The 21,411-nt window shown below is 71.7% G+C and carries 20 protein-coding genes and 2 pseudogenes; 10 read left to right on the forward strand and 12 right to left on the reverse strand.

Going from position 1 to position 21,411, the window contains the following annotated elements; translation table 11 throughout:
- Position 1: 1 nt before the first annotated feature.
- The gene (locus OIE74_RS03295; protein ID WP_329378203.1) at positions 2-1,432 is read right to left on the reverse strand and encodes a dihydrolipoyl dehydrogenase family protein; all 1,431 of its coding nucleotides are present in this window, start codon (positions 1,430-1,432) and stop codon (positions 2-4) included.
- Positions 1,433-1,561: 129 nt separating this feature from the next.
- Between OIE74_RS03295 and trxA the strand changes: the two genes are divergently transcribed.
- Positions 1,562-1,972: a thioredoxin gene (trxA, locus tag OIE74_RS03300; RefSeq protein WP_329378205.1), complete on the forward strand. Its 411-nt coding sequence runs from the start codon at positions 1,562-1,564 to the stop codon at positions 1,970-1,972.
- A gap of 9 nt (positions 1,973-1,981) precedes the next feature.
- On the opposite strand, the gene OIE74_RS03305 is transcribed toward trxA, so the two are convergent.
- The 3 genes from OIE74_RS03305 to OIE74_RS03315 all read right to left on the reverse strand — a co-directional run bounded on the left by OIE74_RS03305 (position 1,982) and on the right by OIE74_RS03315 (position 4,803).
- Positions 1,982-3,172, reverse strand: a complete 1,191-nt coding sequence (locus OIE74_RS03305; protein WP_329378208.1) for a thiolase family protein — start codon at positions 3,170-3,172, stop codon at positions 1,982-1,984.
- A gap of 104 nt (positions 3,173-3,276) precedes the next feature.
- Entirely contained in the window at positions 3,277-3,594 is a 318-nt protein-coding gene (locus OIE74_RS03310) for a hypothetical protein (RefSeq protein WP_329378210.1), read from the reverse strand.
- Positions 3,595-3,684: 90 nt separating this feature from the next.
- Positions 3,685-4,803, reverse strand: coding sequence for a LacI family DNA-binding transcriptional regulator (locus OIE74_RS03315; RefSeq protein ID WP_443076011.1), 1,119 nt, complete (start codon positions 4,801-4,803; stop codon positions 3,685-3,687).
- 130 nt (positions 4,804-4,933) lie between these two features.
- Here OIE74_RS03315 and OIE74_RS03320 point away from each other — a divergent pair.
- Together OIE74_RS03320 and OIE74_RS03325 are read left to right on the forward strand one after the other, a co-directional pair.
- Positions 4,934-5,390 (forward strand): annotated as a pseudogene (locus OIE74_RS03320) (alpha/beta fold hydrolase).
- A gap of 67 nt (positions 5,391-5,457) precedes the next feature.
- Complete coding sequence (locus OIE74_RS03325) at positions 5,458-5,931, forward strand: type II toxin-antitoxin system PemK/MazF family toxin (protein ID WP_329378214.1); 474 nt, start codon at positions 5,458-5,460, stop codon at positions 5,929-5,931.
- Here the strand turns inward: OIE74_RS03325 and OIE74_RS03330 are convergent.
- On the reverse strand, positions 5,916-6,869 hold the full coding sequence (locus OIE74_RS03330) for a TIGR02452 family protein (protein WP_329378216.1): 954 nt from the start codon (positions 6,867-6,869) through the stop codon (positions 5,916-5,918). The genes OIE74_RS03325 and OIE74_RS03330 overlap by 16 nt on opposite strands.
- A gap of 163 nt (positions 6,870-7,032) precedes the next feature.
- Between OIE74_RS03330 and egtA the strand changes: the two genes are divergently transcribed.
- The 4 genes from egtA to egtD are packed head-to-tail and all read left to right on the forward strand — an operon-like array spanning position 7,033 to position 11,385.
- Positions 7,033-8,307 carry an ergothioneine biosynthesis glutamate--cysteine ligase EgtA gene (egtA, locus tag OIE74_RS03335; protein ID WP_329378218.1) on the forward strand — a complete coding sequence of 425 codons (1,275 nt, stop codon included), beginning with the start codon at positions 7,033-7,035 and terminating at the stop codon, positions 8,305-8,307.
- Entirely contained in the window at positions 8,304-9,671 is a 1,368-nt protein-coding gene (gene egtB / locus OIE74_RS03340) for an ergothioneine biosynthesis protein EgtB (protein ID WP_329378220.1), read from the forward strand. The genes egtA and egtB overlap by 4 nt, the downstream gene beginning before the upstream one ends.
- Positions 9,671-10,426 carry an ergothioneine biosynthesis protein EgtC gene (gene egtC, locus OIE74_RS03345; protein ID WP_329378222.1) on the forward strand — a complete coding sequence of 252 codons (756 nt, stop codon included), beginning with the start codon at positions 9,671-9,673 and terminating at the stop codon, positions 10,424-10,426. The genes egtB and egtC overlap by 1 nt, the downstream gene beginning before the upstream one ends.
- Positions 10,423-11,385 (forward strand): L-histidine N(alpha)-methyltransferase, encoded by a 963-nt coding sequence (gene egtD, locus OIE74_RS03350; protein ID WP_329378224.1) that lies wholly within the window; start codon positions 10,423-10,425, stop codon positions 11,383-11,385. Before egtC ends, egtD begins: the two co-directional genes overlap by 4 nt.
- A 227-nt stretch (positions 11,386-11,612) precedes the next feature.
- Here egtD and OIE74_RS03355 read toward each other — a convergent pair.
- The 3 genes and pseudogenes from OIE74_RS03355 to OIE74_RS03365 all read right to left on the reverse strand — a co-directional run.
- Positions 11,613-12,221 (reverse strand): annotated as a pseudogene (locus OIE74_RS03355) (lysophospholipid acyltransferase family protein); the annotation flags it as partial.
- Positions 12,218-13,033, reverse strand: a complete 816-nt coding sequence (locus tag OIE74_RS03360) for a GNAT family N-acetyltransferase (protein ID WP_329378226.1) — start codon at positions 13,031-13,033, stop codon at positions 12,218-12,220. The gene OIE74_RS03360 and the pseudogene OIE74_RS03355, both read right to left, overlap by 4 nt.
- Positions 13,034-13,291: 258 nt before the next feature.
- Positions 13,292-14,536 (reverse strand): extracellular solute-binding protein, encoded by a 1,245-nt coding sequence (locus OIE74_RS03365; RefSeq protein WP_329378228.1) that lies wholly within the window; start codon positions 14,534-14,536, stop codon positions 13,292-13,294.
- Between the two features lie 236 nt (positions 14,537-14,772).
- Between OIE74_RS03365 and OIE74_RS03370 the strand changes: the two genes are divergently transcribed.
- On the forward strand, positions 14,773-14,997 hold the full coding sequence (locus tag OIE74_RS03370) for a dodecin (RefSeq protein WP_329378230.1): 225 nt from the start codon (positions 14,773-14,775) through the stop codon (positions 14,995-14,997).
- 46 nt (positions 14,998-15,043) lie between these two features.
- On the opposite strand, the gene OIE74_RS03375 is transcribed toward OIE74_RS03370, so the two are convergent.
- Positions 15,044-15,532: a phosphatase domain-containing protein gene (locus OIE74_RS03375; RefSeq protein WP_329378232.1), complete on the reverse strand. Its 489-nt coding sequence runs from the start codon at positions 15,530-15,532 to the stop codon at positions 15,044-15,046.
- A gap of 58 nt (positions 15,533-15,590) precedes the next feature.
- On the opposite strand from OIE74_RS03375, the gene OIE74_RS03380 reads away from it, so the two are divergent.
- Positions 15,591-16,646: an MsnO8 family LLM class oxidoreductase gene (locus tag OIE74_RS03380; protein WP_329378234.1), complete on the forward strand. Its 1,056-nt coding sequence runs from the start codon at positions 15,591-15,593 to the stop codon at positions 16,644-16,646.
- Positions 16,647-16,880: 234 nt separating this feature from the next.
- Here the strand turns inward: OIE74_RS03380 and OIE74_RS03385 are convergent, their stop codons facing one another.
- Genes OIE74_RS03385 through OIE74_RS03395 form a run of 3 tightly spaced genes read right to left on the reverse strand, consistent with a single transcriptional unit; the run spans position 16,881 to position 20,342 of the window.
- Complete coding sequence (locus tag OIE74_RS03385) at positions 16,881-17,627, reverse strand: succinate dehydrogenase/fumarate reductase iron-sulfur subunit (RefSeq protein WP_329378236.1); 747 nt, start codon at positions 17,625-17,627, stop codon at positions 16,881-16,883.
- Positions 17,624-19,588 (reverse strand): fumarate reductase/succinate dehydrogenase flavoprotein subunit, encoded by a 1,965-nt coding sequence (locus tag OIE74_RS03390; protein ID WP_329378238.1) that lies wholly within the window; start codon positions 19,586-19,588, stop codon positions 17,624-17,626. Before OIE74_RS03390 ends, OIE74_RS03385 begins: the two co-directional genes overlap by 4 nt.
- Before the next feature lies 1 nt (position 19,589).
- Complete coding sequence (locus tag OIE74_RS03395) at positions 19,590-20,342, reverse strand: succinate dehydrogenase cytochrome b subunit (RefSeq protein ID WP_329378240.1); 753 nt, start codon at positions 20,340-20,342, stop codon at positions 19,590-19,592.
- A gap of 94 nt (positions 20,343-20,436) precedes the next feature.
- On the opposite strand from OIE74_RS03395, the gene OIE74_RS03400 reads away from it, so the two are divergent.
- The gene (locus tag OIE74_RS03400) at positions 20,437-21,363 is read left to right on the forward strand and encodes a LysR family transcriptional regulator (RefSeq protein ID WP_329378242.1); all 927 of its coding nucleotides are present in this window, start codon (positions 20,437-20,439) and stop codon (positions 21,361-21,363) included.
- Positions 21,364-21,411: the final 48 nt, after the last annotated feature.

The raw sequence follows: 21,411 nt of genomic DNA on the forward strand, positions 1-21,411 counted from the left end.
GTCAGCCCCGGTACGTCTCCAGCAGTCGCAGCCAGATCTCGCTGATCGTCGGGTAGGACGGGACCGCGTGCCAGAGGCGGTTGATCGGGACCTCGCCGGCGACCGCGATCGTCGCCGAGTGGAGCAGTTCGCCGACCCCCGGGCCCACGAACGTCACGCCCCGCAGGGTCTCGGTGTCCAGGTCCACGATCATCCGGGCGCGGCCGCGGTAGCCGTCCGCGTACAGGCTCGCGCCTGCGACGTTCTCGATCGCGTAGTCGACCGCGCGGACCCGGTGGCCCGCCTCCTCGGCCTCCTTGAGGGTGAGGCCGACAGCGGCGACCTCCGGGTCCGTGAAGACGACCTGGGGGACCGCGTCGTGGTCGGCCGTCGCCGCGTGGGCGCCCCAGCGGTCGGTCTCCAGCAGGGGCACCTGCTGCGCCCTGGCGCCGATCGCGGCGCCCGCGACGCGGGCCTGGTACTTGCCCTGGTGGGTGAGGAGCGCGCGGTGGTTGACGTCGCCGACCGCGTAGAGCCAGTCGCTGTTCTCCACCCGGCAGCTGTCGTCCACGGGCAGCCAGGAGCCCGGCTTCAGGCCGATGGAGTCGAGGCCGATGTCCTGGGTGTGCGGTGCCCGGCCGGTCGCGAAGAGGATCTCGTCCGCCTCGATCCGCTCGCCGTTGTCGAGGACCAGCGTGACCGGTCCCGTACCGCCGTCGCGCTCGACCGAGGCGACGGAGACGCCCGTACGTACGGAGGCGCCCGCTTCCGTCAGGGAGTCGGCGACCAGTTCGCCGACGAAGGGCTCCATGCGCGGCAGCAGTCCGTCGCCCCGCACGAGCACCGTGACGGCCGAGCCGAACCCCTGGTAGGCCGTGGCCATCTCGACGCCGACCACTCCCCCGCCCACGACCACCAGCCGGCCGGGCACGGTCGAGGAACTGGTCGCCTCACGGCTCGTCCACGGCTTGGCGCCCGCCAGGCCCGGCAGGTCGGGGACAACGGCTGTCGTGCCGGTGCAGACGGCCACCGCGTGGCGGGCGACGAGGACCTGCTCGCCGCCCTGCGGGTCGGTGACGGTCACCCGCTTCTTGCCGTCGAGCCGGCCGTGGCCCCGGTAGAGGGCGACGCCGATCGAGTCGACCCAGCCGACCTGGCCGTCGTCCTTCCAGTTCGAGGTGAAGGAGTCGCGGCGCGCGAAGACGGCCGGTACGTCGAGCGGGCCCTGCGCGGACCCGCTCAGCCCCGGGACGCGGCGCGCTTCCGCACGGGCGATCACCGGTCGCAGCAGGGCCTTGCTCGGCATGCACGCCCAGTAGGAGCATTCGCCGCCGACCAGTTCCCGCTCGACGATCGCGGTGCTCAGCCCGGCCGCCCTGGCACGGTCGGCGACGTTCTCCCCGACCGGTCCCGCGCCCAGCACCACCACGTCATATTCAGTAGCTTCGGTCATGGGAACAGTCTGATGCGGCGTCCGCCGCATGGCTACACGATCTTCGGGAATGGGCGAGGAATACGGCGGTGGTACGCACCGTTGTCGACAGGCGGCTTCATCCGGAAAGAACAGGAAGAGGTAACAGGCATGGCCACTGTGGAACTCACCAAGGAGAACTTCGACCGGACGGTGTCGGAGAACGACTTCATTCTGATCGACTTCTGGGCTTCGTGGTGCGGTCCCTGCCGTCAGTTCGCCCCGGTGTACGAGCAGGCGTCCGAGCGGCACGACGACCTGGTCTTCGCCAAGGTCGACACCGAGGCGCAGCAGGAGCTCGCGGCGGCGTTCGAGATCCGCTCGATCCCGACGCTGATGATCGTCAGGGACAACGTCGCGGTCTTCGCCCAGCCCGGCGCGCTGCCCGAGACGGCCCTGGAGGACGTGATCGGGCAGGCACGCGCGCTCGACATGGACGAGGTCCGCAAGTCGGTCGCGGAGGCCGAGGCCGCAGCGAAGGCCGATGGCCGGGCTCCGGGCGAAGGGACGACCGGCGCGTAAGAGGGCTCGTCAGCGTTCCAGTACGAGGGCGAGTCCCTGGCCCACACCGATACAGAGCGCGGCGAGACCGGTTCCCGAGCCCGCCGCCGCGAGCTGATGGGCGACGGACCCCGCGAGGCGCGCGCCGGAGGCACCCAACGGGTGGCCGATGGCGATCGCGCCCCCGCGCGGGTTCACGACGGCGGGGTCCAGCTCGGGCCATTCGGCGAGGCAGCCCAGCGACTGGGCGGCGAACGCCTCGTTGAGTTCGAACGTGGTGAGGTCGGCGAAGTCCCGGCCCGCCTTGGCCAGCGCCCGGCGTACCGCCTCGACCGGGCCGAGGCCGAAGAGCTGCGGCTCGATGCCGGTGACGGCGGAGGTCCTGATCCGGGCAAGGGGTTCACGGCCTGTGGCCCGCAGGCCCGCCTCGTCCACGACGAGCAGGGCCGCGGCGCCGTCGTTCAGCGGTGAGGCGTTGCCCGCAGTGACCGTCCCCGCGCCCTCCTTACGGAAGCTGGGCCGGAGCTTGCCCAGTGCTTCGAGCGATGTGTTGTCGCGGATGCATTCGTCGCGTACGAGGTCCGCCCCCGCGTACGGCACGACCTCGGCGTCGTACAGACCCTCGCTCCACGCCCGCGCGGCCTTGCGGTGGCTCTCCAGCGCGAACGCGTCCTGCGCGTCGCGGGTGATCGCGTGCTTGTCGGCGATCTGCTCGGCGCCCTCACCGAGCGGAACCGTCCACTCGGCGGGCATCCCGGGGTTCGTCATGCGCCAGCCGAGCGTTGTCGAGTACATCTGCTGGTGCCCGGCGGGAAAGGCCCGCTCGGGCTTCTGGAGCACCCACGGGGCGCGGGACATGGACTCGACGCCGCCCGCGACCACGATCGACGCGTCGCCGAGCGCGACGGCGCGCGCCGCCTGGATGACCGCTTCGAGCCCCGAGCCGCAGAGCCGGTTGACGGTGACGCCGGGGACGGACACGGGCAGCCCCGCGAGCAGGGCGGCCATGCGCGCGACATCGCGGTTGTCCTCGCCGGCGCCGTTCGCCGCGCCGAGTACGACGTCGTCGATCCTGGCCGGGTCGAGCTCGGGCGTACGGTCCACGAGCGCCCGTACGACGTGGGCGGCGAGATCGTCCGGTCGTACGGAGGAGAGCGCGCCGCCGAACTTGCCGATCGGTGTGCGGACGGCGTCGACGACGTACACGTCACGGATGGTCATCGGCTCTCTCCCCATTGAGTCCACTGGGTCAGCTGTTCACGGACGCACTCTTTCATGGGAGGTACATGTAAGCCGAGGGGGAGAGGAGAGTCCCGGACGGCCGGTCAGCTCGTCCGGGGCTCCGCCGCGCCGGGCGCGTCCGGCCTGTCGGGGGTGTCGACGACGCGTGCCGTCAGGCCGTAGTCGACCTCGAAGCCGTCGATCAGCAGCCCTTCGACCGTGCGCGTCTCCGGGTCGATGTCCGCGACCATGCCGCCGCCCTCGTAGCGCGGATAACCGGACTCGCCTGTCTCTCCGGTCAGCTCGACCACGGCGGACCGCAGTGCGGTCGCCGCGTCCGGCGGACCTTCGCCGTCGTCGGTGTGCTCCGGTACCAGCAGGATCTCGAAACGCCGCGGGAACGGGTGCCAGGCAGTGCTCATGCTGGTGACGCTAGACAACGGGCGGGCGGCCCGCATGTCGTCCGGCGGGAGGAGGATGGCGGCGGTAGCGCGACGGTCTCAGGCCGGCTCTCAGGTCGACTCGCGCCGTACGGCCAGCGCCCCCATCAGATCGTGCCGCTCCGGCTCACCGCCGGGATCGCGCACCACCCGGTCGACCAGGGCCGCCAGCCGCTGCCCCGTGACGAGGTCGATCCGTACGGTGGAGAGCCTCGGCCTCAGCAGGTTGCCGAGCAGCAGGTCGTCGGCGCCGAGCACCGCCACGTCGCCGGGTATGCGGACACCCGCGTCCTGGAGGGCCCTCATCAGGAGCATCGCGTACTCGTCGTTGTAGGCGTAGACCGCGTCGAGGCCGAGGCCCTCCCAGCGGGCGGCGAGCGCGGCGGCCGACTCCTCCGTGTACGAGAGCGGTACCGGCTCGACGCGGGCGCCCGTGGGCGACGCGGCGGCCGCCGCCCGCGCGCCCGCGAGCCGCGGCTCCGAGAAGAGCTCCAGGCCCGGTTCCCCGGGCATCACGACGCCGATCCGGCGGCGGCCACGCTCCAGCAGATGGCCGACCGCGCAACTGCCGATCTCACGCTGGTCCATGACGAGGGCGTGCGCGCCCTCGACGCGCCTCGGGCCGAGTGTGATGACGGCCTTCGCGCCGGAGCGCTTGAGTATCTCCACCCCGTGCGGGGTGAGGGCGATCTCGCCGAGGGAGACGACGGCGACCGGGCGGAGTTCGGCCCAGGCGCGCGCGGCCTCGTCGCCGTCGAGACCGAGGCTGCCGTACTGGACGACGGTGTAGTCCAACCGCCGCAGCGCCCACTGGAGTTCGCTGAGGAAGCGGCTGTGCAGGGGGCCGATGGGGACGTTCGCGGTGGGGAGCAGGACAATCCTGGTGTGTCCCGCGCGGAGGCTGCGCGCGGCGGCGTGGGGGATGTACGCCAGTTCTTCGGCGGCTTCGCGGACCTTGCGGCGGGTGGGCTCGCTGATCCGTACGGCGGAGGTGTTGTTGAGTACGTACGAGACGGTGGCCCTGGAGACTCCGGCCAGCCGGGCGACATCGGCGCTGGTGGGGACGGGGCGCTCGGCGGGGCGGCCCACGAGGCGTTCGGCACGGCTTGGGGGCGGCTGCGGAGGGGGTGGCGAGGGCGGGGCGGGTCTTGGGGACGGTTGTGTGGAGGACTGTTCAGGTAACTGGCTCATCGCCCCCCGCATCCTTCCAGACGGATCACCGGCGGGATCCGCCGCCCGGGGTGCGCCGTGGGGTCCGCCGCACGAGTTCGGTTCACCCACCCCGCCAACCACCCCACGGGAAAGGCGCTTTCGAGTGCTCCTGCGTACGAAAGGGACCGTCTCGCGGCTGCACACCCACACCTGGGGCGAGGGCGACCGTGTCGCGCTCCTGATCCACGGCATCATGGCCGACCACCGGACCTGGCGCCGGGTGGGGCCCGAACTGGCCACGCGCGGACTGCGCGCGGTCGCCGTCGGTCTGCGCGGCCACGGAGCCGGCGGCCAAGGTCCTTACGCACCGGAGGACTTCGCCGACGACCTCGTGGAAACTCTGCCCGTACGGCATCGCGCCCGCGTTCGGCGCGGATCTGCGGCCTGCCCGGCCGGTGGTGCCCTCGCTGGTGACGATCGCCGATCCGAGCCCCATGGTCTCGCCCGAGGACGCGGCGGAGCTGCGGTCGCGCGGCTTCGAGGTCCGGACGGTCGAGGGCGCGGGACACACCGCGCACCGCGACGACTTCGGCGCGTTCATGGCTTCGCTGAAGGGGTGGATCTGAGCGCGGAGGGCTCGGACGACGGGACCCGGGCGCGGGCCGGGGGCGCGGGGGCTCTACCTTCGGTCGGATGAAGCCCTTCACCGACTCCGCCGCCCCCGGCCACTCCCCCGAGCCCCAACTCCCGGGCAGGAGCGGTCCTTCCGCCACCACCGAGGCCGATCCCCGCGACGTGGGGCCGGTACGCACCTCGTACGCGCCCGACAAGGACGGCGACCCCGATCCCGGCGAGATCGTCTGGACCTGGGTGCCCTATGAAGAGAACGACGGGCGGGGCAAGGACCGGCCGGTCCTCGTCGTGGCCCGTGAACCCGCCGGGTCGCTGCTCGCCGTCCAGCTCTCCAGCAAGCGGCACGACCGGGACCACGAGTGGGTGCCGATCGGGGTCGGGCCCTGGGACCGGCAGGGCCGTGAGTCGTGGGTGGATCTGGACCGGGTGCTGCGGATCCACGACAAGGGCATGCGGCGGGAGGCGTGTGCGCTCGACCGCGGGCGGTTCGACCGGGTCGTACGGCGGCTGCGGGAGCGTTACGGCTGGCGCTGAGCCGGTATGCGGGCGCCGCCCGGACCAGCCTGGCCACCTGAGCCGCCCGCGGCCTCCTCCGAGGCGTTCTCCGCGATGTCCTTCGCGACGTCCGCGAACGTACGGCGGAATGCGGCCAGCGTGGCCGAATCAGCCGTCCGGTCGAGCACCGCGAAGACGACCTGGTCGAAGTGGCGCGCGAACCGGCCGCCTCCCCCGCCCGCTCCGGCCCCCTCCGGCGGCGCGACGAGCAGAGCCCGGAAGGCGCCGGCCACCCGTGCCGGGTCGTTGCGGAAGACCCCGCACCCCCACGCCCCGAGCACGAGGCGCCGGTATCCGCCCGCCACCGCCACCTCCAGGACCCGCTCGGCGCGGGACGCGAGAGTGGCCGGAATTCGCTGGCTCTCCTCGGGCCGGTCGCGCGCGACGATCCCGGCGTTCGGCGCGGGCGAGGTGAGGAAGCCGACGGTGAACGGGGCGCCGAGCAGCCGGCCCCGGTCGTCGCGGAAGACCGGCACGCCGGGCGAGTGGATCACGCGGTCGCTGTAGAACGGGCTGCGGTCGGCGCGGTGGTGCGCGTAGAAGTCCGGGGCGCGCAGCAGGGTGGCGTAGAGGGCCGAGGCCCGGCACAGCGCCTCTTCCTGTGCCTGTGCGCCGTTCAGGTAGCCGCCGCCCGGGTTACGTGCCGACGCGAAGTTCAGCACCGCCACGGGCCCCGGTGCGGCGGTGACCGTCCGCCGGGCGGCCTGGAGGCTGCTCTCGCCTGTGACCTCGAAGGATGTCGTACGGGATGTGTCCGGGGTGACCGGCACGGGCTCCGGGCCGTACAGGCGCGTGCCCTCGGTCGCTGCTGTCAGCAGGGCCGTGAGGGACACCTGGCTGCCGTCCTCCGCGCGGTATCCGCCTGCCCCGACTATCTCCTCGGTGTGCTTCGCGATCTCCCGCAGCCGTGCGCTCATGCGAGGCATCCTGGTGGAGACGGCCCGAGCGGGGCAACCGGGTTTCCCACCCGCGGGGGCACTCTTGTGCGTATCGCCGGAAGTGGCTTTAGGTTGGACGAAGCGCCCCGCCCCGAACTCCGGGACGGGGTCCGGGCACGGTCTTCGACAGGAGGATCCGGCCATGTCGTCGGAGGAATTCGCAGCTGCGGGCCCGTCTCTCACCGAGGACGACGCCGAAGCGCTGCTGCGCGGCATATGCTTCAAGACAGGTCCGCCCCGCATCGTGGGTGTCGAACTGGAATGGCTCGTACACGATCTGTACGACCCCGAACTGCCCGTTCGGACCGAGCGTCTCGACAAGGCCTACACCGGCCTTCGTGACGTGCCCCTGCGATCGGCGCTGACCTTCGAACCGGGCGGCCAGCTGGAACTCAGCTCGGCGCCCGCCTCCTCCCTGATGGAGTGTGTCGACTCCACAGCGGCGGACCTCGCCGCCGTACGCCGTGAACTGCGTACGGCCGGTCTCACGCTCACCGGCCTCGGACAGGATCCGTGGCACTCGCCGGGCAGGCTCCTGAAGGAGCCGCGGTACGACGCGATGGAGACCTATCTCGACCGGATCGGCCCCTCGGGCCGCGCCATGATGCGTTCCTCCGCCTCCGTCCAGGTGTGCCTCGACGCGGGTACCGAGGAGCCGGGCCCTCTCGGGTACGGCAGGCGCTGGCAGCTCGCGCATCTGCTGGGCGCGGTGCTGGTGGCCGCGTTCGCCAACTCGCCCGTCCAGGCGCGCCGTGTCACCGGCTGGCGTTCCACCCGGCAGGCGCTGTGGACGGATCTCGATCCGGCCCGCACCAATTCGCCCGACCTGCGGCGGGAGCCGCGGGCCGCGTGGGCGGCGTACGTACTGGACGCGCCGGTGATGTGTGTCCGGACGGCGGCCGGTCCCTGGGGCGTGCCCGAGGGGCTGACCTTCCGGAAGTGGATCCGGTCGGGGCTGCCCCGGCCGCCGGCCCGTGCCGACCTCGACTACCACATCTCCACCCTCTTCCCGCCGGTGCGCCCGCGCGGTCATCTGGAGCTGCGGATGATCGACGCCCAGCCGGGAACCGACGGCTGGCTGGTGCCGCTGGCGGTGACCACCGCGCTGTTCGACGACCCCGAGGCCGCCGAGACGGTGTACCGCACCGTGAAGCCGCTCGCCGAGACGGCGGGCGCCCTGCCCGCGCCGGGCAATCCGCTCTGGCTCACGGCCGCCCGCCACGGGCTCACGGACCCCGAGCTGCACGCGGCGGCGGTGGCGTGCTTCGCCGTCGCGCTGGACGCGCTGCCCCGTACGGGTGCCACCAAGGCCGTGCAGAAGGCCGTCGCCGCCTTCAACGAGCGGTACGTCGTGCCGGGGCGCTGCCCCGCCGACGATATGAACGTCCCCGAAACCGGGAAGGAAATCCGCACATGACCGAGAACGCCGGGACACCGGCCGAAACGGCGGACGGGACCACCGAGGGGATACCCGTCGACGCGCTGCGGCGCCGGGCCTTCGACGCGCTGACCACCGCGCGCGAGCGCACCGCACTCCTCACCTCCTGCGTGGACGAGCCCGAACTGACCGCGCAGCACTCTCCGTTGATGTCCCCGCTGGTGTGGGACCTGGCCCATATCGGCAATCAGGAGGAGCAGTGGCTGCTCCGTACGGTCGGCGGCCGGGAGGCCGTCAGGCCGGAGATCGACTCCGTGTACGACGCCTTCGAGCATCCCCGGGCGCTGCGTCCCACGCTCCCGCTGCTCGCGCCCACGGAGGCGCGCGCGTACGCCTCGGACATCCGGGGCCGGGTGCTGGACATCCTCGACAGCAGTCCGCTGCGCGGCGGTCCGCTGCTGGACGCTGGATTCGCCTTCGGGATGATCGCGCAGCACGAACAGCAGCACGACGAGACCATGCTGATCACCCATCAGCTGCGCCGGGGCCCCGCGGCGCTGACGGCGCCGAAGCCCCCGGCCCCCGATCCGGTGGACACGGCGGAGCTGCCGCGTGAAGTCCTGATCCCGGCCGGGGAGTTCAGCATGGGCACCTCGGCGGAGCCGTGGGCGCTGGACAACGAACGGCCCGCGCACCACCGGCTGGTTCCCGCGTTCCACCTGGACACCGTGCCGGTGACCAACGGGGACTATCTGCGGTTCATCGAGGACGGCGGCTACACCGACGAGCGCTGGTGGGCCCCGGCCGGCTGGGACCAGATCCGTGAACACGGCATCGCCGCACCGCTGTTCTGGCGGCGGGAGGCCGGGCAGTGGACCCGCCGCCGCTTCGGCGTCGTGGAGCCCGTCCCCGTAGACGAGCCGGTGCTGCATGTCAGCTGGTACGAGGCGGACGCCTACGCCCGCTGGGCCGGGCGGCGGCTGCCGACCGAGGAGGAGTGGGAGAAGGCCGCCCGGCACGACCCGGCCACCGGCCGCTCGCGGCGCCACCCGTGGGGCGACGAGGACCCGACCCCCGAGCACGCCAACCTCGGCCAGCGCCATCTTCGGCCGGCGCCCGCGGGCAGTTATCCGCTGGGCGCTTCGCCGCTGGGCGTACGGCAGTTGATCGGTGACGTGTGGGAGTGGACGTCGAGCGACTTCCTGCCGTATCCCGGCTTCGTCGCCTTCCCCTACCGGGAGTATTCGGAGGTGTTCTTCGGCGGGGCGCACAAGGTGCTGCGCGGTGGCTCGTTCGCCGTGGACCAGGTGGCGTGCCGCGGCACCTTCCGCAACTGGGACCTGCCGGTTCGCCGGCAGATCTTCGCCGGGTTCCGTACCGCCCGTTCGGCCGGGGGCGCGTGATGTGCCGTCATATCGCTTATGTGGGCCCGCCGGTGGCGCTGCGCGAGGTGCTGATCGCGCCCGAGTACGCGCTGTACCGGCAGTCGTGGGAGCCGCGCCGGCAGCGGCACGGGACGGTCAACGCGGATGGTTTCGGGGTCGGTTGGTATGCGGACGGCGACCCGCTGCCCGCGCGCTACCGGCGCCCGGGGCCCATCTGGGGCGATCAGAGCGTGGTAGATCTGGCCAGGGCGGTCAGGAGCACCGCGGTGCTCGCGGCCGTGCGGGACGCCACCGAGGCGGGCTCGGACGGGGAGGCGGCGGCGGCGCCGTTCGCCTCCGGGCCGTGGCTCTTCAGCCACAACGGCGCTGTACGGGGCTGGCCGTCGAGCCTGGCGCCGCCGGCCGCCGCCCTCTCCTCCACCGAACTGCTGTCGCTGGACGCCCGGACCGACTCCGCGCTCGTGTGGGCGCTGGTGCTGCACCGGCTGCGGGAGGGCGACAGCATGGGCCAGGCCCTGGCAGACACGGTCCTGGAGGTAGCCGGGGCGGCGCCGGATTCGCGGCTGAACCTGCTGCTCACGGACGGTGCGACGGTCACGGCGACCGCCTGGGGGGACACGCTCTGGTATCTCGCCGAGCCCGGCCGGAGCACGGTCGTCGCCTCGGAGCCGTACGACGACGATCCGCGCTGGTGCGAAGTCCCCGACCACACGCTGCTGGCGGCGACCCGCGCCGACGTCCTGCTCACTCCCCTCAAGGAGCCCCCCGCGTGAGCCCCTACCAGCTGACCCGCACCCTGCCCGAGGACGCCACCGGCGCCGCCCTGCGCGCCGACGTGCTGCACGGGCTGACCCGGAGCCCCAAGTCACTGCCGCCCAAGTGGTTCTACGACGCCAGGGGCAGCGAACTCTTCGAGGAGATCACCACGCTCGACGAGTACTACCCGACGCGCGCGGAGCGGGAGATCCTGCTCGCCCGCGCGCCCGAGATCGCGGCGGCGACGGGGGCCCGCACGCTGGTCGAGCTGGGGTCGGGGTCCTCGGAGAAGACCCGGCATCTGCTCGACGAGCTGCCGGTGCCGCACGCCTACGTACCGGTCGACGTGAGCGAGAGCGCGCTCACCGGGGCCGCCGAGTCGCTGCTCGCCGAGCGGCCCGGCCTCCAGGTGCACGCGCTCATCGCCGACTTCACCAAGGAACTGGAGCTGCCGGACACGCCGGGGCCGCGACTGGTCGCGTTCCTCGGCGGCACGATCGGGAATCTGCTGCCCGACGAGCGCTCGGACTTCCTCGCGTCCGTGCGCGCGATGCTCGTGCCCGGCGACGCGCTGCTCCTGGGGACGGACCTCGTCAAGGACGAGGCCGTACTGGTCAAGGCTTATGACGACGCGTCAGGTGTGACGGCCGCCTTCAACAAGAACGTGCTTGCCGTCGTCGACCGTGAGCTGGGAGCCGACTTCGACCCGGCGGACTTCGACCATGTGGCGCTCTGGGACAGCGATCAGCGGTGGATCGAGATGCGGCTCAGGGCACGTCGGGCCCTGACCGTGAAGATTCCCGAACTGGATCTGGTGGTCGCCTTCGCGGCCGGTGAGGAGATGCGTACGGAGGTGTCCGCGAAGTTCACCGAGGACACCGTTCGCACCGAACTGGCCGGTGCGGGAATGGAGTTGGCGCACTGGTGGACCGACGAGGCGGGGCGGTTCGCGCTGTCGCTGGCCACGGCGGTGTGAGAGACAGCGGCGTGCGGGCCGGCGGTCCGGGTGACCGCACTGACGGCGCTCTGGGCGGCACGGGCCAGTGAGCGCCGGTCCGGGTGGCTCCCGGCGGGGATCAGGGGCAGTACCTCGATCTCCGCCGTGAGCCCGCGGGTCACCACCGCGCGCCACAGCGCCACCGCGAGCGGGTCGTCCCCGACGAAGGCGGCGGGACCCAGCGGCCGGTAGCCGATCCGTACGGGAAGGACGGCCGCACCCGCGTCCAGCGCGGCCTGGAACATCGCCGCGGTGAACCGCCCCTGGTCCCTTCCGCACCAGGTGCTGCCCTCGGGGAAGACGATCACCCGGGATCCCCCGCGCAGGGCGTCCTTGACGTCCCGTACGGTGCCCGGCAGCGCCCGGAGCCGGTCGCGCTCCACGAAGAGGGTGCCGCCGAGCGCCGCGACCAGGCCGAGGACGGGCCAGCGCCGGATGTCGCTCTTGGCCAGCAGCCGGCCGGGGAACAGGGTCGCGACGAGCGGGATGTCCAGCCAGGAGATGTGGTTGGCGACGACGAGCACCCCGCACGGCGCCGCACCTGAAGCGCCGGGCGACAGCTCCGGCGGCGTCCCGCCGACCTCGATCCGCACCCCGAAGAGCCGGATCACGGTACGTGTCCACCGCCGGGTCAGCCGGTCGCGGACACGGGCGTTGAACGGGGCGACGAAGGGGATGAGCAGGGTCCCGGCGATCACGGCGCCGAGACCGGCCGCCAGCCGCGCGGACGCGGGGACCGGACCCCGGCGCGGGGCGTCCGGCAGCGGGGCGCAGAGCTGCGGGGTGCAGGGCGCCGTGGGCAGCCAGGCGCTCATCGCGCCGGGGCGAGCGAGAGGAAGTGCCGCAGGTAGCGGGGGTTGGTGCGGCGCAGCGACAGCAGGACGTACAGGTCGGCGACCCCGAACTCCGGGTCGTGCGCGGGCGCGCCGCAGACCCAGGCGCCGAGCCGCAGGTAACCGCGGAGCAGCGCGGGGAGTTCGGCCCGTGCGGCGGGCAGGGTCTCGCTGTCCGGGGTCCAGAGGCGGTGCGGGGTGACCCAGTACTCCTCGGGCGCGAGGTTGCGGTCCTTGACCGTGTTCCAGGTCGCCGACGCGAGGGCGCCGCCGTCGTTCAGCGGCAGGGAGCAGCAGCCCGCCATCCAGTTGTGGCCGGTGCGGGTCATGTAGCGGGCGAGCCCGGCCCAGATGAGGGCGATGACGGCGCCGTTGCGGTGCAGGGGGTGGACACAGGAGCGGCCGACCTCGACGAGGTCGTCGCGTATGTGGTCGAGCCTCTGGAGGTCGAACTCGCTCTCGGAGTACAGCTGTCCGGCGGCGCGGGCGCGGTCGGGCGGCAGCAGCCGGTACGTCCCCACGACCTCGCCGGTCTCGGCCTCGCGTACCAGCAGGTGGTCGCAGTAGGCGTCGAAGGCGTCACTGTCGAGGCCGGGCTCGGGCGCGTCGATCTGGGCACCCATCTCACCGGCGAAGACCATGTAGCGCAAGCGCTGGGCGGCGCGGATGTCTTCCTGGTCACGGGCCAGGGAGACGAGATAGCGCTGGTCGGGGTCGGGCTCCGAGGCGGGGAGGGGGAGCTGCGGGGGTGCCGTGGGGAGGGAGGCGGGGACGACGGCGGGCGAGGCGGACATAGAGGTCTCCTGTGCCGGACAAAAGTAACGAGCGGTGGTGGGACGCCGCTGGTGCGGCGCCCCGGCACCTTGTTTCTTCCGTGACCGGCTGGATTCGACATGACAGCCCGGCGGAGCGGGGATGTGGGACGGCTGAATGGCCGGAACCAACGGGTAATGCGTTGGTAAAGCGGCCGTCCCGGAACGGGACCTCCGGGGCACCCTCCGAACCCCCGGGGGCAGCCCTGCCAACCCGGTGGAGCACCCCCGTACCCGAATCTACCGCAGCGCCGCCGTGATCTCCTCGACGGCCGCCTGGGCGGCGGTCTTCGGGTCCTCACCCTGGAGGACCGCCGTCATGTACGGCTTGATCGGGTTGTCCAGCTCGACATTGGCCCACTTCGGCGAGTTGGGCGTGGCCCGCCCCTGCGCGGCGCCCGCGGCCATCGCGGCCGTCGCCTCCTGGCCCTCGATGACGCCCGCGAGGGTCGTCTTGTTCGGCACGTAGCTCATGGTCCTGGCGAGATCCGTCTGCCACTTCTCGCCGGCCAGCGCCTTGACCACCTCGACGGCGGCGGACCGGTGGGAGGAGTTCTTGGGAACGATGAGGTCGGAGCCGCCGGTGAAGACGGAGCCGGGCGTCCCGGAGGTCTTGCCGGGGATGGGGAAGAAGCCGAGCTTGCCCTTGAGGTCGGGGTTCTTCTCCTCGATCTGGACGGCGGAGTTGGGGGTGTCGATCATCTGCGCGATGTCGCCCCTGGCGAACTCGCCCTCCTGCACGGGAGTCACCTCGTCGGAGTCCTTGGGGCCGTCGCCGAGCGCCTGCAACTCCTTGTAGAACTTCATGCCGTTGATGGCCTCGGGGGTGTCGAGCCGGCCCTCCCACTCGCCGCCCGACTCGACCGCCAGCTCGCCGCCCTCGTCCCAGATGAAGCCGGCGAGGGTGTACCAGTCCTGGCCGGCCAGATAGATGCCCTGCTGGGCCCCCTCGTCGAGTTCGGCGGTGATGTCCAGCCACTCCTCGCGGGTCTTGGGCAGCGCATCGATACCGGCCTCGGCGAAGAGCTCCTTGTTGTAGATGACAACACGGTTGGCCGCGTACCAAGGGATGCCGAACTGGGAGCCGTTGATGCTGCCGGGCTCGGCGAGGCCCGGCAGCCACTCCTCACTTCCCAGGTCGCGTACTGACTCCAGGGTGAGGTCCCGCAGACCGTCGCTCTCCGCGTACTGGGCGACCTGGGTGTTGCCGACCTCGATGATGTCCGGCGGCGAGTCGTCGCCCTCCAGCACGGCCATCACCTTCTTGCCGATCCCGGTCCACTCCTGGATCTTCACCTCCAGCCGGACCGAGGGGTTCTCCTCCTCGTACGCCTCGGTGAACCGCTCCAGGAACGCGGTGGAGACGCTGTCCTTCATGAGCCAGACGGTGATGACCTTCTCGTCGTCACCGGGGAGCATTCCGCATCCCGCGAGGGCGAGGGAGGACACGAGAACGGCGGAGCCGACAAGGAAGCGGTTTTTCACGTAGGTCACCTTCTGGCGTGCGGGCACGTAAGAGAGAAACCCGACGTGGGGGAAGCAGAAGTGCTCGCACGGGCATTCGGCGATTTTGGTATGGACCAGGTAACCGGTCAAGCCCCGCGCTGCCGTCCGGGACCCCTACCTCCCCCTTCTCCTGCCCCTCTCCTGCCGCGCGCCGCGCCCGATGGTGGGGCACGGTGGAGTGAGACCCGCGACCGCGCGGAGAGGAGAACGACCCCATGAGCAACCACACCTACCGGGTCACCGAGATCTACGGCTCCTCGGAGACGGGCATCGACGAGGCCATCCGTAACGGGATCGACCGGGCGTCCCAGACCCTCCGGGAGCTGGACTGGTTCGAGGTGACACAGATCCGCGGGCATATCGCCGGAGGACGGATCCAGCACTACCAGGTCGGGCTCAAGGTCGGCTTCCGCCTGGAGGACGGCGAAACGGAGGGCTGACGGACCGCACCGCGGCCGGGCGGCTCAGGCGGGCCCCACACCCGGCTCAGGTACGCCCCTCGCGCTCCTGTCCGTCCTTCAGCGCCTGCGACGTGGTCGCCCAGCGGGCGCGTACGACCTTGAATCCCGCGCGTTCCACCGCGTCGCACACCAGCTCGTCGTCGTCCACGAGCATGCGGATCTCCCGGCCCGCGGCCAGCTTGCCCAGCCGCTCCACCTTGGTCGTGCGGGCCGGCCTCCGGTCGTCGTCGCGGCGCATGAACAGCCGGCCGTCGGGAAGACCGTTCGCCCCCAGCCACGCGAGCGTGTCCTTGCGGCAGCGTTCGGGACGGCCCGTCAGATAGACGACCTCGCACTCCTCCGCGCTCGCCAGAACCAGCGCCACGCCCTCGGCGAGCGGTGTGTCGTTCCCCGCCGCGCCGAAGAAACCGCTCCAGTCCTTCGGCCTGCGCTCCAGGAAGTGCTGGCGGTGCGCGGTCTCCGCGAGCGTCCCGTCCAGATCGAATACCGCAAGTGGTCTGCTGTTGTCCGTCACACGGCCAGCCTAGAGAGGGGCCGGGGAATCCTCGCGCGCCGGTGGTGTTGAAGCAGATGTGAGCTCAACGATCGCGGGCATCCCGTTCTCCGTACTCGACCGCTCCCGCACCCGGGAGGGCCGGGCCGCCCCGGAGGCGCTGCGCGACACCGTGCGCCTCGCCCAGCGGCTGGAGGCGCTCGGCTACCACCGCTTCTGGGTCTCCGAGCACCACAGCGTGCCCGGCGTCGCGGGCTCGGCGCCAACGGTCCTGGCGGCGGCCGTCGCCGCCGCGACCTCCACGATCCGCGTCGGTACGGGCGGGGTGATGCTCCCGAACCACCGGCCGCTGGTCGTGGCCGAGCAGTTCGGGGTGCTGGAGTCGCTGTTCCCCGGGCGGATCGACATGGGGCTGGGCCGGTCCGTGGGATTCACCGACGGGATACGCAGGGCGCTCGGCGCGGGCAAGCAGGATGTCAAGGATCCCCAGGACTTCGCCGGAGGCATCGAGGAGTTCCTGGGCTGGTTCACCGGCGACCAGGACCGCTATCCGCAGGTGCACGCCCTGCCCGCCGAGGGACTGCGCCCGCAGCCGTTCGTCCTGGCGATGGGCGAGGGCGCCGACATCGCCGCGGCGGCCGGTCTGCCCATGGTCGTCGGCGATCTGCGCGGCCGGGACCGCATGCTGCGGGCGGTCGAGCGCTACCGCGAAGGCTTCCGCCCCTCGGCCTGGGCGGACCGCCCGTATGTCGTCGTCTCCGGTACGGCCGCGGTCGCCGCGACCGAGGAGGAGGCGCGCCGGCTGCTGATGCCCGAGGCCTGGTCCATGGCCCACTCCCGGACCCGAGGCGTGTTCCCCCCGCTCGCGCCCGCCGCGCGGATCGAGACGCTGACGATGACCGCCAAGGAGCGGGAGTTCTACGAGTCGGGGCTGCGCGGCCATGTCCAGGGCACCGAGGAACAGGTCGCCGACGCCCTGGAGTCGGTGATCAAGGAGACGGACGCCGACGAGGTGCTGCTGACGAACAGTACGTACGACCGCGACGCCCTCCTGGACTCCTTCACCCGCCTGGCAAGGGTCGCGGGACTCCCCCGGGTCCCTGTCCCCGATCCGCCCGCGGATTCCTCGCGTTGAGGCGTGGTGAGGCCCCTAGGGCGTGTCTTTCGGATCTTGCCGGGCTCGCGGTCCCTGGCACGCACGCCCTCCCCCGTAGCCCCCGAGGGGGCACGGGAGGTGCCCCCTCCGTTGTCGTCGGTCGCCATGGCTCCGCCATGTCTCCCTCCTCCGCCTTGCGACCGCACGCACCAACGGGACATCAGCCGCTGCCGCGGCGCGCTCCCTGATCCGGCCTGATCCAAAAGACACGCCCTACCGCGCCACCTTGCGGGTCGCCCGCAGCCACTCCTTGTTCATCGCCGTGATCGACGGCAGCGGGATGCCCTTCGGGCAGGCCGTCGCGCACTCGCCGGTCAGCGTGCAGCCGCCGAAGCCCTCCTCGTCCATGGTGGCGACCATGTCCAGCACGCGGGTCTCGCGCTCGGGCGCGCCCTGGGGCAGCACGTTGAGGTGGTTGACCTTGGCGGAGGTGAAGAGCATCGCCGAGCCGTTGGGGCACGCGGCCACGCACGCGCCGCAGCCGATGCACTCGGCGTGCTCGAACGCGAAGTCGGCGTCGGCCTTGGGCACCGGTGTGGCGTGTGCCTCGGGGGCGGAGCCGGTGGGGGCGCTGATGTAGCCGCCGGACCCGATGATCCGGTCGAACGCCGACCGGTCCACGACCAGGTCCTTGACCACGGGGAAAGCGCCGGCCCGCCACGGCTCGACGTCGATCGTGTCGCCGTCGGAGAAGGTCCGCATATGGAGCTGGCAGGTGGTGGTGCGTTCGGGGCCGTGGGCATCGCCGTTGATGACGACACCGCACGCGCCGCAGATGCCTTCGCGGCAGTCGTGGTCGAACGCGACGGGGTCGTCACCGGTGAGGATCAGCTGCTCGTTGAGCGAGTCGAGCATCTCCAGGAACGACATGTCCTCGGAGATGCCGTCGATGTCGTACGTGACCATGGCGCCGGTGGCGTCGGCGGCGCTCTGCCGCCAGACGCGCAGGGTGAGCCTCATGCGTAGCTCCGCTGGGTGGGGTGGACGTACTCGAAGACGAGGTCTTCCTTGTGCAGGACGGGCGCGGTGCCGGCCTCGGTGAACTGCCAGGCCGCCGCGTACGAGAAGGCGTCGTCGTGCCGTTCCGCCTCGCCGCCCTCGGTCTGGGACTCCTCGCGGAAGTGGCCGCCGCAGGACTCGGCGCGGTGCAGCGCGTCGAGGCACATCAGCTCGGCGAGTTCCAGGTAGTCGACGATGCGGTTGGCCTTCTCCAGCGACTGATTGAGCTCCTCGCCGGTGCCGGGCACCTTGATCCGGCGCCAGAACTCCTCGCGGATCTGCGGGATTCGGTCCAGCGCCTTGCGCAGTCCGATCTCGCTGCGGGCCATCCCGCAGTGTTCCCAGAGCAGTTCGCCGATCTCCCGGTGGAAGGAGTCGGGGGTGCGGTCGCCGTCGACGGCGAGCAGCAGCCGCAGCCGGTCCTCGGTCTCGGCGACGGCTTCGGCGACCGCCGGGTGACTGTCGTCCACGGTGTCCTGGTGCGGGTTGCGGGCCAGGTAGTCGTTGATGGTGGACGGCAGGACGAAGTAGCCGTCGGCGAGGCCCTGCATGAGGGCGGACGCGCCGAGCCGGTTGGCGCCGTGGTCGGAGAAGTTGGCCTCGCCGATCGCGAACAGCCCCGGGATGGTGGTCTGGAGGTCGTAGTCGACCCAGAGTCCGCCCATCGTGTAGTGGATCGCCGGGTAGATGCGCATCGGCACCTGGTACGGGTCCTCGGCGGTGATGCGCTCGTACATCTCGAAGAGGTTGCCGTACTTCTCCTCGACCGCCTTGCGGCCGAGCCGGCGGATCGCGTCGGCGAAGTCGAGGTAGACGCCCTGGCCGCCGGGGCCGACGCCACGGCCCTCGTCGCAGACGTTCTTGGCGGCGCGCGAGGCGATGTCGCGCGGGACGAGGTTGCCGAAGGAGGGGTAGATCCGCTCCAGGTAGTAGTCGCGCTCGTCCTCGGGGATCTCCGCGGGCGGGCGGGTGTCGCCGTGGGCCTTCGGCACCCAGATGCGGCCGTCGTTGCGCAGCGACTCGCTCATCAGCGTGAGCTTGGACTGGTGGTCGCCGGAGCGCGGGATGCAGGTGGGGTGGATCTGGGTGAAGCAGGGGTTGGCGAAGTACGCGCCGCGCCGGTGCGCGCGCCAGATGGCGGTGGCGTTGCTGTTCTTGGCGTTGGTCGAGAGGTAGAAGACGTTGCCGTAGCCGCCGGACGCGAGGACGACGGCGTCGGCGAAGTACGTGGACACCTTGCCGGAGATCAGGTCGCGGGCGACGATGCCGCGGGCCCGGCCGTCGACGACGATCAGGTCGAGCATCTCGGTGCGCGGGTGCATCTCGACAGTGCCGGCCGCGATCTGCCGGGACAGCGCCTGGTAGGCGCCGAGGAGCAGTTGCTGACCGGTCTGACCGCGGGCGTAGAAGGTGCGGGAGACCTGGACGCCGCCGAACGAGCGGGTGTCGAGGAGACCGCCGTACTCGCGGGCGAAGGGCACACCCTGGGCGACGCACTGGTCGATGATCTCGACGGAGATCTGGGCGAGCCGGTGGACGTTGGACTCACGGGCCCTGAAGTCGCCGCCCTTGACGGTGTCGTAGAAGAGGCGGTGGATGGAGTCGCCGTCGTTGCGGTAGTTCTTCGCGGCGTTGATGCCGCCCTGGGCGGCGATGGAGTGGGCGCGGCGCGGCGAGTCCTGGTAGCAGAACTGGACGACGTGGTAGCCCTGTTCGGCGAGCGTGGCGCCGGCGGCGCCGCCGGCGAGCCCGGTGCCGACGACGATGACGGTGTGCTTGCGGCGGTTGGCCGGGTTGACCAGCTTGGCCTCGAAGCGGCGGGTGTCCCAGCGCTCGGCGACGGGCCCGCCGGGGGCCTTGGTGTCGGCGAGGGGTTCGCCGGTGGAGTAGTCGGTGTACGTGGCGGGGAGTGTGTCGTCCATGTCAGCTCACGACTCCGGTCATGACGGCTACGGGCAGGGAGATGAAGCCGGCGGTCAGCACCAGCGCGAGGCCGTTGGCCATGATCTTCAGCAGGCGGTCGCGGGTCGCGCTGCCCATGCCGAGGGTCTGTGCGGCGCTCCAGAAGCCGTGCCGGATGTGCAGTCCGAGGGCGAGCATCGCGGTGATGTAGATGACGTTGCCGTACCAGGTGGAGAAGGTCGCGACGACGTTCTCGTACGGGTGGCCCGGCTGGGCGTTCTCGTTGACGGTGAGGGTCGTGAGGTCGAGCAGGTGCCAGACGATGAACAGCGCCAGGATGATGCCGCCCCAGCGCATGGTGCGCGTGGCGTAGCTGGCGCGGCGGCGCTTGTGCACGTAGGAGGTGGGGCGGGCGGCGATGTCGCGGCGGCTGAGCTGGTACGCGCAGACACCGTGCAGGATCACGGCGGCGAGCAGCACCACGCGCACGATCCACAGGGCCCACTCGTGGTGCAGGACCGGCGCGCCCATGGTGCGCAGCCAGTGTCCGTACTCGTTGAACTCGCCGGGGCCGAAGAAGATCTTCAGATTGCCCAGCAGATGCGCGACGAGATAGCCGAGCAGGATCAGGCCGCTGACGGCCATGACGGCTTTCTTGCCGACCGTGGATCCCCAGAGGGTGCTGAGCACCGAGGGCCGTTTGCCGGGTCGCCCGCCGCCCGGCTCACCGGCCTTCCGGTCCGCCCGCTTGTCCGTACGTGTTGCCAGAGCCATGTCACGCACGCTAGGGCCGCGCCTGCCAAGAGGTCCAAGACATGGTTCGGCTCATGTCCATAGCCGCTGCCTATCACAGGTCTATGCTGGGTACATGCAGTTCCAGCAGCTCGTCTACTTCGTCGCCGTCGCGGAGACCCTGCACTTCACCCGGGCCGCCGAGCGGGTGCATGTCTCACAGCCGTCGCTCTCCCAGCAGATCCGGGCCTTGGAGAAGGAGTTGGGCGCCGAGCTGTTCGGCCGGGCGCGGGGCAATGTCGCGCTCACCGACGCGGGCGAGGCCCTGCTGCCGACGGCGCGGCGGATCCTCGCCGACGCGGAGACCGCGCGCCACGAGGTGCAGGAGCTGGTCCAGTTGCGGCGGGGCCGGGTACGGCTGGGGGCGCCGCCGAGCCTGTGCACCGGGCTGCTGCCGGAGGTCCTGCGCGACTTCCACGATCAGCACCCGGGTATCGAGCTGCTGGTCGAGGAGAGCGGCTCGCACGATCTCGTACGCGAACTGGCGCGCGGCGCCCTGGACTTCGCCCTGGTGGCGCTCCCCCTGCCGACGCCGTCACCGGCCCTGACGACGGTCGAACTGCTCCACGAGGACCTGGTGGTGGTCTCGTCGGCGGCGGTGCCCGGGCCGCGCCGGCCGGTCCGGATCTCCGACCTCCAGCGGGAGCAGTTGGTGATGTTCCGGCACGGCTACGACCTGCGGGAGCTGACCGTGGCCGCGTGCCGGGCCGAGGGTTTCGAGCCGGTGTTCACCGTCGAGGGCGGTGAGATGGACGCCGTCCTGGGCTTCGTACGGGCCGGACTCGGGGTGGCGGTGGTGCCGAGCATGGTCGCCGAGCAGGCGGGGCGCGATCTGCGGGTGACGCCGCTGGCGCCGCCGGGACTGCGCCGTACGATCGCGCTCGCCCACCGCAGCGACGTCCCGCCGCCGCGCGCCGCGCGGGAACTCCAGCGGGTGCTGTTCAGCACGCGCGCGCCGGGCGGTACGGGCGCAGGCCGCGGGCCCGGGTCGCAACGCGCGTAGCTGAACGGGCGGCCGGTGCTCGACCCCGGCCACCCGCTCCGTACGACG

The sequence above is a fragment of the Streptomyces sp. NBC_01716 genome (genome assembly GCF_036248275.1).
Lineage (GTDB): Bacteria > Actinomycetota > Actinomycetes > Streptomycetales > Streptomycetaceae > Streptomyces.